Consider the following 15,595-nt stretch of genomic DNA (forward strand, 5'->3'; position numbering starts at 1 on the left):
ATTTTATTTATAAATACGGTATTTGCATTTGCGCCTGCACCGGTTTCTGTTCTGCCTTATGTGCCATGGTCGCTCTATTCATTCCCTGACACGAGGTAGTTATGACTGATGTAGTTGTCTCCAAATTTGGCGGTACCAGCGTGGCGGATTTTGATGCCATGAATCGCAGCGCTGATGTAGTACTTTCTGATGCTAACGTCCGTGTAGTGGTACTTTCCGCTTCTGCGGGAATCACCAACCTGCTGGTCGCACTGGCTGAAGGGCTGGAGCCAACCGCGCGCTTCGAAAAACTCGATGCCATTCGTCAAATTCAGTTCAATATTCTGGAACGCCTGCGTTATCCAAACGTGATCCGTGAAGAGATCGACCGTCTGCTGGAAAACATCACCACGCTGGCTGAAGCGGCGTCACTGGCGACCTCAACTGCGCTGACCGACGAACTGGTCAGCCACGGCGAACTGATGTCTACCTTGCTGTTCGTCGAGATCCTGCGTGAGCGCAACGTGCAGGCGCAGTGGTTTGACGTACGTAAAGTGATGCGCACCAACGATCGTTTTGGCCGCGCAGAACCTGACGTCGCGGCGCTGGCCGAACTGGCAACGCTCCAGTTGGCCCCGCGTCTGAGCGAAGGTCTGGTGATTACTCAGGGCTTTATCGGCAGTGAAGGTAAAGGCCGCACCACCACGTTGGGGCGCGGCGGGAGCGATTATACGGCTGCCCTGCTGGCCGAAGCGCTGCACGCCACGCGCGTCGATATCTGGACCGATGTTCCTGGCATTTACACGACCGATCCGCGCGTTGTTCCGGCGGCGCAGCGTATTGATGAAATCGCCTTTGAAGAGGCCGCAGAAATGGCGACCTTTGGCGCGAAAGTGCTACACCCGGCAACGTTGTTACCTGCCGTACGTAGCGATATCCCGGTGTTTGTTGGCTCCAGTAAGGATCCAAAAGCAGGCGGTACGCTGGTATGCAATAAAACCGCGAATCCACCGCTGTTCCGGGCGCTGGCACTGCGTCGTAAGCAAACGCTGCTGACGCTGCATAGCCTGAATATGCTGCACTCTCGCGGCTTTTTGGCGGAAGTGTTCGGCATCCTCGCACGCCATAACATTTCGGTCGATTTAATTACCACATCCGAAGTCAGCGTGGCGCTGACGCTGGATACCACCGGTTCGACCTCCACCGGCGATACACTGTTAACACAGTCTCTGCTGATGGAACTGTCTGCCCTGTGTCGGGTTGAAGTGGAAGAAGGCCTGGCGCTGGTGGCACTGATTGGCAACGACCTGTCCAAAGCCTGTGGAGTGGGTAAAGAGGTGTTCGGCGTACTGGAGCCATTCAACATCCGCATGATTTGCTACGGCGCGTCCAGTCATAACCTGTGCTTCCTGGTGCCCGGTACTGAAGCCGAACAGGTGGTACAGAAGCTGCACCATAATTTGTTTGAATGAGTAGATGCCAACGCCCGATGACTCTTGTCCCATCGGGCATTTTCACCGCATCACCGTTTCATATAACAATCTGTCCAACTCCCTGACATCGCCTTCCCGACTATCCGGTAACGTCGGCGGAATCTCTCCTCTTTCCAGCTCGGCGCGGATAAACGCATGCAACAGTGGACGACGCGGGCCGTATTCCGCTTCACCCGCACACTGCTTGCGCTCCAGCAGCTCATCAATTTCCTGACGCAATGGCGCATCCAGTTCACTTCCCGCCAGCAACTCGGCAAAACGCATCGGTGGCACGCCTTTCCCCGCCTCCACCCAACGCACCGCCAGCAGCGGGCGAATGACGTAAAAGTACTTTTTCAATCGCACGTCGTCACCTTGCAGATAGCCACGGAAGTTTTTCCGCGCCATCGAGTAGTAGTGCCAGCGGGCACGTAGCGGGGAAAACCATTTGGGCACCAACGCTTTCAGCGCCGACACGGTCACTTCATCCTGTTGATAGACCACTGGCGAATCCAGCCACTCAATAAGCGTAGGGTTTGCGCCTTTCAGTAATCCTAGCGCCTTGCGCCATTCCCAGCCGCAGACGTCCAGCTCATCATCTATCGGCAACTCGATAACATCTCGTGGCGCTTCGATCCGCAGATACCACTCGGGCGGATGAACATAGAGAAATCGCACGTCGTAGTCGCTGTCCGGAGAGGCAAATCCCCAGCCACGGCTGCCGGATTCACAGGCATACAGCACCCTGACGCCATAGCGCTGCTCTACCTCTTTTAGTTGGCGCAATACCCTTTCGCGCATCGCGCCGTCCACTGTGTTGTAGCTCATTATTCTTATCCTTTTATGTTCACAAGGCCGTGCAGCACCTGGTCCAGGCCCCCGAACACCGAGATTTTATCGATACGTTCAGCGACTCTTTCAAGGGTTTCCAGCTCTTTTAAGCGCAGCGCCACCGGGTTGTTTTCCATCACTTTCGCGGTATTCAACAGCGATCGCGTCGCGGCAGTCTCTTCACGACGGCGGATCACGTTGGCCTGGGCGGATTTCTCAGCTTCAACCAGTTGGGACAGGATGGCCTTCATATCACCCGGCAGGACAATATCTTTCACGCCGAGCGAAGCGACCTCGATACCAAACGGCGTCATTCGGGCTTTCACCTGTGCGCTCACCACCTCATCGATCACCTGCTTATCTTCCAGCAGCTCGTCCAGCGTGCGCGTTCCCACCGCTTCCCGCAGGGCAAACTGCAATTCGCGGTAAAGGTGATCCAGCGGTTTGGTTAGTTGGCCAAAAGCCAGCAACACATCGCCATAACGCCAGTTTGCGGCCAGATTTAAACGCAGGTTGACCTTATCCTTGGTCAGGATCTCTTGTCCACCGACCTCCAGTACCTGTAAACGAGTATCAACAACTTCGGCTTCAATCAGATGGTTTACCTTCCAGTATGCGGTCAACCCCGGCGGCAACAGCGTCTGGGTTTCGCCATCAATTTTCAGCACACCAACATGCCACGCAGGAACCTGTACCGTTAAGATAGCTTCACGACCTTTCACCGTACCGTTACGTCGTGGCTGTAACACTGCATTCATCACCTCAACCGGTACCGAAACCTGACGCGTATCCATACGCACCAGCTTCAGTGCTTCCTCTGCGCGCCAATACAGACGGCGCGTTCCCGGTGGCAAAATTTCCTGCAAGACGCCGTTCACATACAGCGCACCCGCTTCGGTATCGGTTAAATCGGCCACCACACAGTACTGCTCCACCCATGCAGGCTGGAAGCGACGTAAATACTCCGCCAGAGCTTCCGGAATTTCGCTGCCATCGGTATTGATCACCAGAACATCCGGTGTGTTAAACCATGGCAAACGGTGTTCACCTGCATCCAGTACCTGATAGTAATCACCCTGTCGGGATAACAGGCCAAGCTGGCCTTTACGAATAGTGATTTTTTTCTTCATTTTTTATTCCTTATTGTGAGTCAGGCGCGGGTGCAGGGGCGAAGCGGCAGGGGAATTCCCTTTTGCCTGTCGCACGGCATCTTTACCGGCAGCCTGTTCTGGAGCGTGCTAACTGCGCATCGCTCCGTTTTATTTCTATGATTAACAACCAGTTTTCATTCGGAGGATGAAATTGGGAATCGAACCCACTGTGTGTCAGCGGCTGACGGAACACTCCCGGAAAACAGCCTGTGCCGTTCCTGACGTGCCGGCGGGGTTTAACCCCCTGCGTTTTCAGCGTGATTGACGTAAGAGTTATTGCCAGAAGCGTGCCAGAAATAAAAATCGTCAGAATTTATTTTTAATGAATTGATTTATATAAATTTAATTGTTGTCGCCAATATTGGCAGTTGTCTCACTCGGTTAATTTTTTTATCTTTTAATCTCTTAACTTATCTTTTTGGATAAACCATGAAAAAGCGGCGGGTTGTAATTGGCGTACTGGGTACGGTGCTGGACAAACGCGGTAAACGCGCCAATCGGTTTAAAAAGTGGCGCCCCACGGTTGGATTGTGCCAACAGCCTGATTTCCCTGTCGACAGACTGGAACTGCTCCACCAGCCACGCGATGAAGGCATGGCGCAAAGGTTGATTGAAGACGTCGCGCTGCTCTCACCTGACACCGAAGTACGCCCGCATGCCGTGACTATTAACGACCCCTGGGATTTTGAAGAGGTCTACGCCGCCTTTCTCGACTTCGCCACCCACTACAGCTTTGATACGGAAAACGAAGAGTATCTGGTGCACATCACCACCGGGACGCACGTCGCGCAGATCTGCTGGTTTCTGCTAACTGAAGCCCGCTACCTGCCCGCCAGCCTGCTGCAAACCAGCCCGGCACCAGCCGGTTCATCGGATGAGGCCGTCGCCGCCGGCGTTTGCTCGGTAATCGATCTCGATTTAAGCCGCTACGCCACGCTCACCAGTCGTTTTCAGCGCGAACAGCAGCAGTCTGTCTCTTTTCTGAAGGCCGGGATTGATACGCGCAACGCCACCTTCAATAAACTGATCGATCGCATTGAGCGTGTGGCTCTACGTTCGACCGACCCGATCCTGCTCACCGGCCCCACCGGCGCGGGTAAATCCTTTCTGGCGAAACGTATTTTTCAGCTACGCCAGTCGCGGCATCTGGTGGCGGGAAAACTGGTCGCCGTCAACTGTGCAACCCTGCGTGGCGACAACGCGATGTCTACGTTGTTCGGTCACGTGAAAGGGGCGTTTACTGGCGCACTCACGGCGCGCAGCGGACTGCTGCGAGAAGCGGATGGCGGCGTGCTGTTTCTCGATGAGATAGCCGAACTGGGGTTAGACGAACAGGCCATGCTGCTAAAAGCGATTGAAGAAAAAACCTTTTTCCCGTTTGGCTCGGACAAAGAAGTACAGAGCGATTTTCAGCTGATTGCCGGAACCCATCGTGATATGCAGCAATGGGTCGCCGAGGGCCGTTTTCGCGAAGATCTCTACGCGCGTATCAATATGTGGAACTTCGCCCTGCCCGGTCTGGCGCAGCGGCGGGAAGATATCGCTCCGAACGTCGAGTATGAGCTACACCGTTTTTCCAGCAGTAAACAGATGCAGATCCGTTTCGACAAAGAGGCACGTGCTTGTTATCTGGCATTTGCCTGCTCCCCACAGGCGCAGTGGCGCGGCAATTTTCGCGAGCTAAGTTCATCCATCGCGCGAATGGCGACGCTTGCCGAACAGGGACGCATCACCTTATCCCTTGTCGAAGAAGAAATTGCGCTGTTAAAAGAGAGTTGGCAGATTACCGCTTCGCAACCGGAACTGAACATGGACATTGACCTTTTCGATCGCCGCCAGTTAGAAACGGTTCTGGAAGTGTGCCGCCGCAGCGCGTCGCTGTCGGAAGCCGGACGCGAACTGTTTGCCGTCTCACGGCAGAAAAAAGCCAATCCTAACGATGCAGACCGCTTGCGAAAATATCTCGCCCGCTTCGGGCTGAGCTGGGAAAGCGTTCGCAGCGATCAGATACAATAAGCAATATCTAACATTACCCAATCTGAACTGTTACTGGTTTTCCTAACTTCACCAGCATCATGACCAGCGCATCAAGGGTAAATTTGTTGGTTTTCTGATTAACAACATCTGAAACACGGGGCCGGGAAATATTCAGTTTCACAGCAGCTTCCGCTTGTTTCAGATGGTTTTCATCAATCCATCCGGAAATTTCTTGCATCAACTGCTGCTTCAGGCGAATGAGTTGTTCGACCTCGCATTCAGCATCATGCTTTAAGCTCTTCGCTTCCGCTTCTGCAAACCCCAGTTCGGCAAAAATATTGACATCCGGAGAGGTTACATGGCGAACCTTATTATCAACGGTATTGTTCATTTCTGATTCCTGTCTTCTTGCAAAGCGGTTCGATATCTAACTTTAGCAATGTGTTTATCGTGCTCAGAAGTACGTTTCGTCTTTTTATTGAAGCAATGCAGTACATAGACTGCGTTAGCATAGCGAGCAATGTAGATGATTCGGTACGCGCCAGATTCATACCTGAGCCTTACCTCCTCAACACCTCGACCTATCTCTGGCATCGGCTTCCAGTCAGCAGCTTCTAATCCAGCCTGTAGACGATGTAGCTGAAAACCAGCGGTTTTACGTATATCTTCAGGAAAGCTTCGTAAATCATCAAATGAACTGCCAATCCAGACAATGGGCTTTAAGGCCCGCTTTATTGAAAGCATAACACATCCTTGTATAAAATTTTATACAAACAATAAAATGTGTAACCCACACGTTTTCCTGTCATTACGCTAAATCAGAATAGAAATTCCGTCACTTCAACAAGCTATATTTTGCGAGGCTCTTTCAGGATTAGTTTTATTCTGCACGAATTACCGTACACTGAGGATATCGGCTAACAGAGGGCACCCTTATGGCACTCCCCCGCATTACCCAAAAAGAGATGACCGAGCGCGAACAGCGTGAACTGAAAACGCTGCTCGACCGCGCGCGCATTGCACATGGTCGCCTGCTGACCAACGCAGAGACCAACAGCATCAAGAAAGAGTACATCGATAAACTGATGGCCTTGCGCGAAGCAGAAGCTAAAAAAGCCCGCCAGTTGAAGAAAAAGCAGGCCTATAAACCGGATGCTGAAGCATCGTTTTCCTGGTCAGCAAGTACGCCGACGCGCGGCAGACGTTAACGTCCCTTCTTCTTACGTCCCGGCGAAGTAAAACGCTTACCGTTTGCCGCCGGGCGCGATTTCTCTTTCTCCGCTGATTTTTCGATTTTCACCACCGGACGCTTAATGCCTGCGGTTTTTGGCTTCGCTTTCGCCTTCGGTTTGGCTTCTGAGGACGAGTTCTCAATCAGCTTGAACAGATCGATCAGTTCGTCATCTGTCAGGTCGCGCCATTCACCAAGCGGCAGACCAGACAAACCAACGTTCATGATACGCGTACGCTCAAGCTTGGTAACTTCAAAGCCAAAGTGTTCGCACATACGACGGATCTGACGGTTAAGCCCCTGAATCAGCGTAATACGAAACACAAACGGCGCTTCTTTCTTCACCTTACATTTTTTGGTGACGGTACCGAGAATGGGCACACCGGCCCCCATACCACGGATAAAGTCATCAGTGACCGGCTTATCGACCGTCACCAGATATTCTTTTTCGTGATCGTTACCGGCACGCAGGATTTTATTCACCAGGTCGCCGTGGTTGGTCAGAAAGATAAGTCCCTGAGAATCTTTGTCCAGACGACCAATTGGAAACACGCGCTTGCTGTGATTCACGAAATCAACAATGTTGTCGCGTTCGCTGTCTTCGGTGGTGCTGACAATCCCTACCGGCTTATTCAGCGCGATAAAAACCAGATCTTCCGCTTCACGCGGCTCAATCAACCGACCATTTACTTTTACGACGTCGCCAGGCATCACCTGATCGCCGATGGTGGCGCGTTTACCATTCAGGAAGACATTCCCTTGTTCGATAAAGCGATCCGCCTCGCGGCGCGAGCAGATTCCGCTTTCACTGATGTATTTATTTAATCGGATGGATGAGTCGGGCAGCATAGTTTCTCCTTTGACAGCGAAATATACCCTACCTTGCGGACGATAAAAAATAATCGTGTTCGACTGTCCACGCGCTATTTGTGATCCGTCACACCTTTTGACACAAAAGTGTCAGCGATCCATCCCTGCAATTTTGTTGAGTGAAAACAAGCAGAATCAATACATTAGAGAGGTATGCACATCTGTGCCGACAACGCGCCATCACCACATCAAATGTGCAACACAATCGGTCATTTCAGGGCGCTGAAATAAGTGAAAATAGCTTTGAGATGGAGAACAGATGGGGTTATATCAGATCAAGAAGGCAATTTCGTAATTTGCACAAATGTGCAGGAGTCCAAAAATGGCGACGGAAAACAGCGATGATATCCGCCTGATCGTAAAAATAGCGCAGCTGTATTACGAACAGGATATGACACAAGCGCAAATCGCCCGCGAGCTGGGTATTTATCGCACCACGATCAGCCGGTTACTAAAACGTGGACGCGAGCAGGGTATCGTCACCATCGCCATTAATTACGACTACAACGAAAATCTGTGGCTGGAACAGCAGCTAAAACAGAAATTTGGCCTGAAAGAGGCGGTCGTAGTCTCCTGCGATAGCGAGCAGGAAGATGAACAACTTAATATGATGGGCGTACATGGCGCACAGTTGCTGGAACGCTTACTGGAACCTGGGGACATTATCGGGTTCTCATGGGGCCGCGCGGTACGGGGACTGGTGGAAGGATTATCTCCTGCCAGCCAGTCGCGCCAGCTGATCTGTGTGCCGATTATCGGCGGACCATCCGGCAAGCTTGAAAGCCGCTACCACGTCAATACGCTGACCTACGGCGCTGCGGCAAAGCTCAAAGGGGAATCACACCTGGCAGATTTCCCGGCACTGCTGGAAAACCCGCTGATCCGTAACGGGATCATGCAGTCACGACATTTTAAATCGATTTCTGCGTACTGGGATAATCTGGACATCGCGCTGGTCGGGATTGGATCTCCGGCGATACGTGATGGCGCCAACTGGCACGCTTTTTACGGCAGTGAAGAGAGTGATGACCTGCATGCCCGCCAGGTTGCCGGAGACATTTGCTCGCGCTTTTACGATATCAACGGTGTAACCGTAGAGACCAATATGAGTGAAAAGACGCTCTCCATCGAAACCAATAAATTAAAACAGGCGCGTTACTCCATTGGCATTGCAATGGGTGAAGAAAAATACAGTGGGATATTAGGCGCATTACGTGGGAATTATATTAACTGTTTAGTTACCAACAGCCATACCGCTGAATTATTGTTGAAGTAAATAAATTCTAATTGGTCCTGCCATAATTAATTTTATGTGGGGTCCCCTTATCTGAATCGGGAGTTTATTATGCAAACGTGGTTAAACTTGCAGGGCAAAGTCATTATTGTTACCGGTGGTGCATCCGGAATTGGTCTGGCGATTGTCGAAGAGTTATTAGCGCAAGGCGCTAATGTACAAATGGCAGATATTCATGGCGGAGAAGGTAAATACGATAGCCATGACGGGTATCATTTCTGGCCAACGGATATTTCCAGTGCCAAAGAGGTTAATCATACTATCGCTGAAATTATCCAACGCTACGGACGTATTGATGGGCTGGTAAATAATGCTGGCGTTAATTTTCCGCGTCTGCTGGTCGATGAAAAAGCACCCGCCGGGCAATACGAACTCAACGAAGCTGCTTTCGAAAAAATGGTTAATATCAACCAGAAAGGTGTGTTCTTAATGTCGCAGGCAGCGGCACGCCAAATGATAAAACAGCGTAACGGCGTGATTGTGAATGTCTCTTCCGAAAGCGGACTGGAAGGTTCTGAAGGTCAAAGCTGTTACGCCGCGACCAAAGCCGCAATGAATAGTTTTACCCGTTCCTGGTCGAAAGAGTTGGGCAAACACGGCATCCGCGTGGTTGGTATTGCACCTGGCATTCTGGAAAAAACCGGACTGCGGACCCCCGAGTATGAAGAAGCGCTGGCCTGGACCCGCAACATCACCGTCGAACAGCTGCGCGAGGGCTACACCAAGAACGCGATCCCGATTGGTCGTTCAGGGCGCTTAAGTGAAGTCGCTGATTTTGTTTGTTATCTTTTATCTGAGCGCGCCAGTTACATAACCGGAGTAACCACTAACATTGCGGGCGGAAAAACGCGCGGCTAAGGAGGTTTTATGGTCAATGCAATCTTCTGTGCTCACGGCAAACTGGCCTGCGCCATGCTGGAATCGGTACAGATGGTCTACGGTGATGCCAACGTTGAAGCCGTGGCATTTGTCCCCGGAGAGAACGCCAGCGACATTGTGGAAAAGCTAAAAAAGTTAGTAAGTATTCACACTGGCGATGAATGGCTGATTGCCGTCGATTTGCAGTGTGGCAGTCCCTGGAATGCCGCTGCGACGCTGGCGATGCACAATCCGGCGATACGGGTCATTAGCGGGTTATCACTGCCGTTGGCGCTGGAGCTGGTAGACAACCAAAGCAATATGAATGTGGATGAACTGTGCGAACACCTGACGACCATTGCTCAACAAACCTGTGTCGTCTGGAAGCATCTGGAAACGGCCGAAGAGGATTTCTGATGAACATTACCCTTGCTCGTATTGATGACCGCCTGATCCACGGTCAGGTCACCACCGTCTGGTCGAAGGTGGCGAATGCCCAACGGATTATTATCTGTAATGACGACGTTTATAACGATGAAGTACGTCGCACATTATTACGTCAGGCTGCCCCATCGGGAATGAAAGTGAACGTCGTTAATATCGAAAAGGCGGTCGCGGTTTACCATAATCCGCAATACCAGAACGAAACCGTTTTTTATCTATTTACCCGCCCACAGGATGCCTTAGCAATGGTCAAGCAAGGCGTGAAAATTGCCACGTTAAATATTGGTGGCATGGCCTGGCGGCCTGGTAAAAAACAATTAACCAAAGCCGTTTCTTTAGATAACGACGATATTCATGCGTTTCGTGAGTTAGATAAACTGGGTGTTACGCTGGATTTACGCGTTGTCGCATCCGATCCATCTATTAATATTCTCGAAAAAATAGAAGAACAATCGTTCGCTGAATAAATAAAAATGCCTGTGTACTTATGCTTTAACAGGCAGGGATGATCACATTCACAAGGTGACATATTATGGAAATAAGTACCCTACAAATTATCGCCATATTCCTATTTTCCTGTATTGCCGGAATAGGCAGCGTGCTGGATGAGTTCCAGACCCACCGTCCGCTAATTGCTTGTACCGTTATCGGCCTGATCCTTGGTGATTTAAAAACCGGGATTATGCTCGGCGGCACGCTGGAGTTAATCGCTCTTGGCTGGATGAACGTCGGCGCAGCGCAGTCTCCCGATTCGGCGCTCGCCAGTATTATCTCCGCCATTCTGGTTATCGTCGGTCAGCAAAGCATTGCTACCGGTATCGCCATCGCCCTGCCAGTCGCGGCGGCAGGTCAGGTGCTGACGGTATTCGCCCGTACCATCACCGTGGTGTTCCAGCACGCGGCAGATAAAGCAGCCGAAGACGCCCGCTTTCGCACCATCGACATGCTGCACGTTTCCGCTCTCGGCGTACAGGCGCTGCGCGTTGCCATTCCTGCATTAATCGTCTCGCTGTTTGTCAGCGCCGATATGGTCAGCAATATGCTCAACGCCATTCCGGAATTCGTCACCCGCGGATTGCAGATTGCCGGTGGCTTTATCGTGGTGGTCGGCTACGCCATGGTGCTGCGCATGATGGGCGTGAAGTACCTGATGCCCTTCTTCTTCCTCGGGTTTATCGCTGGGGGTTATCTCGATTTGAGCCTGCTGGCTTTCGGTGGGGTTGGCGTGATTATCGCGCTGGTCTACATCCAGTTGAACCCACAGTGGCGTAAAGCCGAACCGCAGGCGCAACCCGCCTCTTCTCAAGCTCTCGATCAGCTTGATGACTAATGGAGCCAGCCATGGAACAGAAAAAACTGACCAAATCTGACCTGTTTAGCATGTTTGTTCGCTCCAATCTGCAACAGGCGTCATTCAACTTTGAACGCATTCATGGACTGGGCTTTTGCTACGACATGATCCCTGCCATCAAGCGCCTGTATCCGCTGAAAGAGGATCAGGTTGCAGCACTCAAACGCCACCTGGTGTTTTTCAACACCACGCCTGCCGTGTGCGGCCCGGTGATTGGCGTGACCGCCGCGATGGAAGAAGCTCGCGCTAATGGTGCGGAAATTGACGACGGGGCCATCAACGGCATCAAAGTTGGGCTGATGGGCCCGCTGGCCGGTGTTGGCGACCCGTTGGTCTGGGGAACATTGCGCCCGATTACAGCCGCGCTCGGCGCATCGCTGGCGCTGTCCGGAAACATTCTCGGCCCACTATTGTTCTTCTTTATTTTCAATGCAGTACGTCTTGCCATGAAGTGGTACGGCTTACAGCTTGGCTTTCGTAAAGGGGTCAATATCGTCAGCGACATGGGCGGCAACCTGCTGCAGAAACTGACCGAAGGCGCATCGATTCTCGGCCTGTTTGTCATGGGGGTGTTGGTCACCAAATGGACCAGCATCAACGTGCCGCTGGTGGTATCGCAAACGCCTGGCGCAGACGGCACCACCGTCACCATGACCGTGCAGAACATTCTCGACCAACTCTGCCCCGGCCTGCTGGCGCTGGGTCTGACGCTGCTGATGGTGCGTCTGCTCAATAGGAAAATTAATCCGGTATGGCTGATCTTCGCCCTGTTTGCGCTGGGAATTATCGGTAACGCGCTGGGCTTCCTGTCCTGATTTTTTCGCTCCGGCGATGCCGGGGCTACTTCAACAAATAGTCCTCGAAAGAGGAAGAGGTGGTAACAATGCAAACAACAACAGCTTTACGCCTTTATGGTAAACGCGATCTGCGCCTGGAAACCTTCGATCTTCCTGAAATGCAGGACGATGAAATTCTGGCCTCAGTCGTAACCGACAGCCTGTGCCTTTCTTCCTGGAAAGAGGCTAACCAGGGCGAGAACCACAAAAAGGTGCCGGACGATGTGGCTACCAACCCGATCATCATCGGTCACGAGTTTTGCGGCGATATCATTGCCGTAGGCAAAAAATGGCAGCATAAGTTTCAGCCCGGCCAGCGCTATGTCATTCAGGCTAACCTGCAACTGCCGGATCGCCCGGACTGCCCCGGCTACTCCTTCCCGTGGGTAGGTGGTGAAGCCACGCACGTCATCATTCCAGATGAAGTCATGGAGCAGGACTGCCTGTTAGCCTACGAAGGTGAAACCTATTTTGAAGGCTCGTTGGTTGAGCCGCTGTCCTGCGTGATTGGCGCATTCAACGCCAACTATCACCTACAGGAAGGCACGTATAACCACAATATGGGCATTCGTCCGCAGGGGCGTACACTGATACTCGGCGGCACCGGGCCGATGGGACTACTGGCGATCGACTACGCGCTGCATGGTCCGGTTAACCCGGCGCTGCTGGTGGTGACCGACACCAATAACGACAAGCTGAGCTACGCCCGCAAGCACTATCCATCAGAACCACAAACGTTGATCCATTATCTCCACGCCCAGGATGCAGGTTATGACACCTTGATGGCGCTGAGCGGCGGGCACGGGTTTGATGACATTTTTGTTTTTGTGCCCAACGAACAGTTGGTTACGCTGGCCTCTTCTTTGCTGGCTGCTGATGGTTGCATGAACTTTTTTGCCGGTCCGCAGGATAAGCAGTTTAGCACGCCGATTAACTTCTACGACGTGCACTATGCCTTCACCCATTATGTTGGGACATCTGGCGGCAATACCGACGACATGCGCACGGCGGTAAAACTGATCGAAGAGAAGAAAGTTCAGGCGGCAAAAGTGGTGACACACATTCTGGGATTGAATGCGGCAGGTGAAACAACGCTGGAACTGCCGCAAGTCGGTGGGGGTAAAAAACTGGTTTACACCGGAAAAGCATTGCCGTTAACTGCGCTCACCCAGATTGACGATCCGGCCTTGCGCGATATCCTGGAGCGTCATCAGGGGATCTGGTCGCAGGAAGCCGAACAGTACATATTGTCTCACGCCGAGGAAATTTAACATGATTAACCGCGACACCCAGTTGTGCATGTCGCTTGCCGGTCGCCCCGGCAACTTTGGCACACGCTTTCATAACTATCTGTATGAAAAATTAGGGTTAAATTTTATCTACAAAGCCTTTACTACGCAGGATATTGAGGCCGCAGTCAAAGGCGTTCGCGCACTCGGGATTCGCGGCTGTGCGGTCTCTATGCCGTTTAAAGAGAGTTGCATGCCGTTTCTGGATGCCATCGATCCTTCCGCAAAAGTCATTGATTCCGTCAACACCATCGTCAATGACAACGGTACGCTGACAGGATTTAACACCGACTACATTGCGGTAAAAAGCCTGATTGCCAGCCACCAGCTTGATAACCACGCGCGCGTCATGATCCGCGGCAGCGGTGGAATGGGTAAAGCGGTCATTGCCGCATTTCGCGATGCCGGTTTTCGCGATGTGATCGTCGCCGCCCGTAACCGGGAGAGCGGTCCGGCGCTGGCAAAACAGTACGGTTTCCAGTGGCAACCGCAGCCGGAAGGGATTACCTGCGATATTCTGGTCAACGTGACGCCCGTCGGCATGGCTGGCGGTAAAGAGAGCGATGAGCTGGCCTACAGCGAAGCAATGGTCGCTGCCGCCAGCGTGGTGTTTGACGTCGTCGCCCTGCCGCCGGAAACACCGGTAATCAAACTGGCACAGCAATTAGGTAAAAAGACCATCAGCGGTGCAGAGGTGATTGCCTTACAGGCCGTGGAGCAGTTCGCCATGTACACCGGCGTACGCCCGGATGACGCGCTAATCGCCGAAGCGGCAGAATTTGCGCGGGCGGGGTAAGAGAGCAGGAACAGAGCGCCAGGGATGGGCGCTCTGTCTATTTTAGGTACTATGCAACAGCGAACAGTTGCTGGTCAGCTTTCGCTTCCAACTGCGCCAGCGCGGGAATCAATTGGCTGATGTTGACCAGACTGTGTCCTAACTGGCATATGCTCTCATACGCAAAATGTTCCTGACCTTCACCCCCCATGGTCAGCAGGCTTTCGCCCATAAAATTCAGCGTCTGGTACAACCCTGCCAGCGCCTCTTCACAGCCAAACGATAGCGCCAGATTTTCTTCAGTAGTGAGATGGCTACAATCAAGATGGCGGAACGCCTCGGCGAGTGAGAAATAAAGTAGATCGGCCTGTGAAATGAGAGAATAGCGGACATTAAAATGGGGATAAAACGTAGTTAGTCATGCCATCAGCAGGTAATATGACGATACGCAAAAAGTACGCCATCAATTGCTAAATCATCGCGTCCAAGAAGGTTTGGGAGAGTTCAATGTCTTCAGCGTTTCAGCATCGATTCATTCTGACTGGTGGCCCAGGGTCAGGCAAAAGCACGATAATTGATACGATTATAAAACGAGGGTTTTGGTGTTCTAAAGAAGCTGGAAGAGGTGTGATCCAAGACCAGGTTAACATCGGCGGCGATGCATTACCGTGGGCCAACCAGACTGCATTTGCAGATCTGATGCTATCCTGGGAAATGCGTTCGTGGCATGAAGCGGAAGGGCATACACAACCCTGCTTCTTTGATCGTGGTGTTCCTGATGTGGTAGGTTATTTACGTCTTTCTGAACTTACCATACCGAGGCATCTGGAAAACGCCATCGAGAAATTTCGCTATAACCGAATCGTATTTATTGCACCACCCTGGCGTGAAATATATGTACAGGACACAGAGCGCAAACAATCTTTCGATGTTGCCATCGCGACATATCACGCAATGGTAAAAACATACCGTATGTATGACTATCAGTTGATTGAATTACCATGTGTTTCTGTAGAAGAGCGAGTGGATTTTATTCTTTCCAGGATAAAACCCTGCTAAGACGGCAACTACGTGTAGTGGTGAATCACCATGCATGAATCTGTCATATTCTAGTGGACATATAGCTTCCGCTCCTGGCACAAAGCCCTCCCAATCCCCTATCATCGATTCTCGTATCAACCGCAGCATCCTGAAAAACTACGTATTATTGCGAGACACTTTCCTGTTTCCTCCAGCA

The 15,595-nt window shown here is 51.8% G+C and carries 18 protein-coding genes; 12 read left to right on the forward strand and 6 right to left on the reverse strand.

Going from position 1 to position 15,595, the window contains the following annotated elements; all coding sequences use genetic code 11:
* The first annotated feature begins 101 nt into the window (after positions 1–101).
* A complete protein-coding gene (gene lysC / locus OGY04_RS09935) occupies positions 102–1,451 on the forward strand; it encodes a lysine-sensitive aspartokinase 3 (protein WP_032942084.1) in 1,350 nt (449 codons plus the stop codon).
* Positions 1,452–1,493: 42 nt separating this feature from the next.
* On the opposite strand, the gene OGY04_RS09940 is transcribed toward lysC, so the two are convergent.
* Both OGY04_RS09940 and OGY04_RS09945 read right to left on the reverse strand, forming a co-directional pair.
* Positions 1,494–2,279 (reverse strand): nucleotidyltransferase domain-containing protein, encoded by a 786-nt coding sequence (locus OGY04_RS09940; protein ID WP_267449078.1) that lies wholly within the window; start codon positions 2,277–2,279, stop codon positions 1,494–1,496.
* A 5-nt stretch (positions 2,280–2,284) separates the two neighbouring features.
* The gene (locus OGY04_RS09945) at positions 2,285–3,412 is read right to left on the reverse strand and encodes a slipin family protein (RefSeq protein WP_048236364.1); all 1,128 of its coding nucleotides are present in this window, start codon (positions 3,410–3,412) and stop codon (positions 2,285–2,287) included.
* 450 nt (positions 3,413–3,862) lie between these two features.
* Here OGY04_RS09945 and rtcR point away from each other — a divergent pair, with 450 nt between their 5' ends.
* Positions 3,863–5,449 carry an RNA repair transcriptional activator RtcR gene (gene rtcR, locus OGY04_RS09950; RefSeq protein ID WP_267449080.1) on the forward strand — a complete coding sequence of 529 codons (1,587 nt, stop codon included), beginning with the start codon at positions 3,863–3,865 and terminating at the stop codon, positions 5,447–5,449.
* A gap of 13 nt (positions 5,450–5,462) precedes the next feature.
* Here rtcR and OGY04_RS09955 read toward each other — a convergent pair whose 3' ends face one another.
* Positions 5,463–5,801 (reverse strand): helix-turn-helix domain-containing protein, encoded by a 339-nt coding sequence (locus tag OGY04_RS09955; protein WP_008786903.1) that lies wholly within the window; start codon positions 5,799–5,801, stop codon positions 5,463–5,465.
* Positions 5,798–6,154, reverse strand: a complete 357-nt coding sequence (locus OGY04_RS09960) for a type II toxin-antitoxin system RelE/ParE family toxin (protein ID WP_008786902.1) — start codon at positions 6,152–6,154, stop codon at positions 5,798–5,800. The genes OGY04_RS09955 and OGY04_RS09960 overlap by 4 nt, the downstream gene beginning before the upstream one ends.
* Before the next feature lie 191 nt (positions 6,155–6,345).
* Here OGY04_RS09960 and OGY04_RS09965 point away from each other — a divergent pair, with 191 nt between their 5' ends.
* Positions 6,346–6,618, forward strand: a complete 273-nt coding sequence (locus tag OGY04_RS09965) for a YjbD family protein (protein WP_286585207.1) — start codon at positions 6,346–6,348, stop codon at positions 6,616–6,618.
* Here the strand turns inward: OGY04_RS09965 and rluF are convergent.
* Positions 6,615–7,490 (reverse strand): 23S rRNA pseudouridine(2604) synthase RluF, encoded by an 876-nt coding sequence (gene rluF, locus OGY04_RS09970; RefSeq protein ID WP_286585208.1) that lies wholly within the window; start codon positions 7,488–7,490, stop codon positions 6,615–6,617. The genes OGY04_RS09965 and rluF overlap by 4 nt on opposite strands.
* A 343-nt stretch (positions 7,491–7,833) precedes the next feature.
* On the opposite strand from rluF, the gene OGY04_RS09975 reads away from it, so the two are divergent.
* From OGY04_RS09975 to OGY04_RS10010, 8 genes are all read left to right on the forward strand, one after another.
* On the forward strand, positions 7,834–8,787 hold the full coding sequence (locus OGY04_RS09975) for a sugar-binding transcriptional regulator (RefSeq protein WP_032942077.1): 954 nt from the start codon (positions 7,834–7,836) through the stop codon (positions 8,785–8,787).
* Positions 8,788–8,856: 69 nt separating this feature from the next.
* A complete protein-coding gene (locus OGY04_RS09980; RefSeq protein WP_286585209.1) occupies positions 8,857–9,663 on the forward strand; it encodes an SDR family oxidoreductase in 807 nt (268 codons plus the stop codon).
* 9 nt (positions 9,664–9,672) lie between these two features.
* Positions 9,673–10,080 carry a mannose/fructose/sorbose PTS transporter subunit IIA gene (locus OGY04_RS09985; RefSeq protein ID WP_063941214.1) on the forward strand — a complete coding sequence of 136 codons (408 nt, stop codon included), beginning with the start codon at positions 9,673–9,675 and terminating at the stop codon, positions 10,078–10,080.
* Positions 10,080–10,574 carry a PTS sugar transporter subunit IIB gene (locus OGY04_RS09990; protein ID WP_286585210.1) on the forward strand — a complete coding sequence of 165 codons (495 nt, stop codon included), beginning with the start codon at positions 10,080–10,082 and terminating at the stop codon, positions 10,572–10,574. The genes OGY04_RS09985 and OGY04_RS09990 overlap by 1 nt, the downstream gene beginning before the upstream one ends.
* Before the next feature lie 65 nt (positions 10,575–10,639).
* Positions 10,640–11,437 (forward strand): PTS mannose/fructose/sorbose transporter subunit IIC, encoded by a 798-nt coding sequence (locus OGY04_RS09995; RefSeq protein ID WP_008786896.1) that lies wholly within the window; start codon positions 10,640–10,642, stop codon positions 11,435–11,437.
* Positions 11,438–11,448: 11 nt separating this feature from the next.
* Positions 11,449–12,273, forward strand: a complete 825-nt coding sequence (locus tag OGY04_RS10000; protein WP_048215145.1) for a PTS system mannose/fructose/sorbose family transporter subunit IID — start codon at positions 11,449–11,451, stop codon at positions 12,271–12,273.
* A gap of 68 nt (positions 12,274–12,341) precedes the next feature.
* Positions 12,342–13,565 carry an L-sorbose 1-phosphate reductase gene (gene sorE / locus OGY04_RS10005; RefSeq protein ID WP_286585211.1) on the forward strand — a complete coding sequence of 408 codons (1,224 nt, stop codon included), beginning with the start codon at positions 12,342–12,344 and terminating at the stop codon, positions 13,563–13,565.
* Between the two features lies 1 nt (position 13,566).
* Positions 13,567–14,379: a shikimate 5-dehydrogenase gene (locus OGY04_RS10010; protein WP_153753899.1), complete on the forward strand. Its 813-nt coding sequence runs from the start codon at positions 13,567–13,569 to the stop codon at positions 14,377–14,379.
* Positions 14,380–14,428: 49 nt separating this feature from the next.
* On the opposite strand, the gene OGY04_RS10015 is transcribed toward OGY04_RS10010, so the two are convergent.
* Positions 14,429–14,590 (reverse strand): hypothetical protein, encoded by a 162-nt coding sequence (locus OGY04_RS10015; RefSeq protein WP_225280894.1) that lies wholly within the window; start codon positions 14,588–14,590, stop codon positions 14,429–14,431.
* Positions 14,591–14,865: 275 nt separating this feature from the next.
* Between OGY04_RS10015 and OGY04_RS10020 the strand changes: the two genes are divergently transcribed.
* Complete coding sequence (locus OGY04_RS10020) at positions 14,866–15,417, forward strand: AAA family ATPase (RefSeq protein WP_003826517.1); 552 nt, start codon at positions 14,866–14,868, stop codon at positions 15,415–15,417.
* Positions 15,418–15,595 lie beyond the last annotated feature (178 nt).

The organism is Citrobacter sp. Cpo091 (assembly GCF_030332645.1).
Taxonomy (GTDB): domain Bacteria; phylum Pseudomonadota; class Gammaproteobacteria; order Enterobacterales; family Enterobacteriaceae; genus Citrobacter; species Citrobacter portucalensis.

What these genes read in the sequence shown, in the direction of transcription:
- lysC (WP_032942084.1), top strand. Translation starts at nt 102, where the DNA reads ATGACTGATGTAGTTGTCTCCAAATTTGGCGGTACCAGCGTGGCGGAT.
- OGY04_RS09940 (WP_267449078.1), bottom strand. Translation starts at nt 2,279, where the DNA reads ATGAGCTACAACACAGTGGACGGCGCGATGCGCGAAAGGGTATTGCGC.
- OGY04_RS09945 (WP_048236364.1), bottom strand. Translation starts at nt 3,412, where the DNA reads ATGAAGAAAAAAATCACTATTCGTAAAGGCCAGCTTGGCCTGTTATCC.
- rtcR (WP_267449080.1), top strand. Translation starts at nt 3,863, where the DNA reads ATGAAAAAGCGGCGGGTTGTAATTGGCGTACTGGGTACGGTGCTGGAC.
- OGY04_RS09955 (WP_008786903.1), bottom strand. Translation starts at nt 5,801, where the DNA reads ATGAACAATACCGTTGATAATAAGGTTCGCCATGTAACCTCTCCGGAT.
- OGY04_RS09960 (WP_008786902.1), bottom strand. Translation starts at nt 6,154, where the DNA reads ATGCTTTCAATAAAGCGGGCCTTAAAGCCCATTGTCTGGATTGGCAGT.
- OGY04_RS09965 (WP_286585207.1), top strand. Translation starts at nt 6,346, where the DNA reads ATGGCACTCCCCCGCATTACCCAAAAAGAGATGACCGAGCGCGAACAG.
- rluF (WP_286585208.1), bottom strand. Translation starts at nt 7,490, where the DNA reads ATGCTGCCCGACTCATCCATCCGATTAAATAAATACATCAGTGAAAGC.
- OGY04_RS09975 (WP_032942077.1), top strand. Translation starts at nt 7,834, where the DNA reads ATGGCGACGGAAAACAGCGATGATATCCGCCTGATCGTAAAAATAGCG.
- OGY04_RS09980 (WP_286585209.1), top strand. Translation starts at nt 8,857, where the DNA reads ATGCAAACGTGGTTAAACTTGCAGGGCAAAGTCATTATTGTTACCGGT.
- OGY04_RS09985 (WP_063941214.1), top strand. Translation starts at nt 9,673, where the DNA reads ATGGTCAATGCAATCTTCTGTGCTCACGGCAAACTGGCCTGCGCCATG.
- OGY04_RS09990 (WP_286585210.1), top strand. Translation starts at nt 10,080, where the DNA reads ATGAACATTACCCTTGCTCGTATTGATGACCGCCTGATCCACGGTCAG.
- OGY04_RS09995 (WP_008786896.1), top strand. Translation starts at nt 10,640, where the DNA reads ATGGAAATAAGTACCCTACAAATTATCGCCATATTCCTATTTTCCTGT.
- OGY04_RS10000 (WP_048215145.1), top strand. Translation starts at nt 11,449, where the DNA reads ATGGAACAGAAAAAACTGACCAAATCTGACCTGTTTAGCATGTTTGTT.
- sorE (WP_286585211.1), top strand. Translation starts at nt 12,342, where the DNA reads ATGCAAACAACAACAGCTTTACGCCTTTATGGTAAACGCGATCTGCGC.
- OGY04_RS10010 (WP_153753899.1), top strand. Translation starts at nt 13,567, where the DNA reads ATGATTAACCGCGACACCCAGTTGTGCATGTCGCTTGCCGGTCGCCCC.
- OGY04_RS10015 (WP_225280894.1), bottom strand. Translation starts at nt 14,590, where the DNA reads ATGGGCGAAAGCCTGCTGACCATGGGGGGTGAAGGTCAGGAACATTTT.
- OGY04_RS10020 (WP_003826517.1), top strand. Translation starts at nt 14,866, where the DNA reads ATGTCTTCAGCGTTTCAGCATCGATTCATTCTGACTGGTGGCCCAGGG.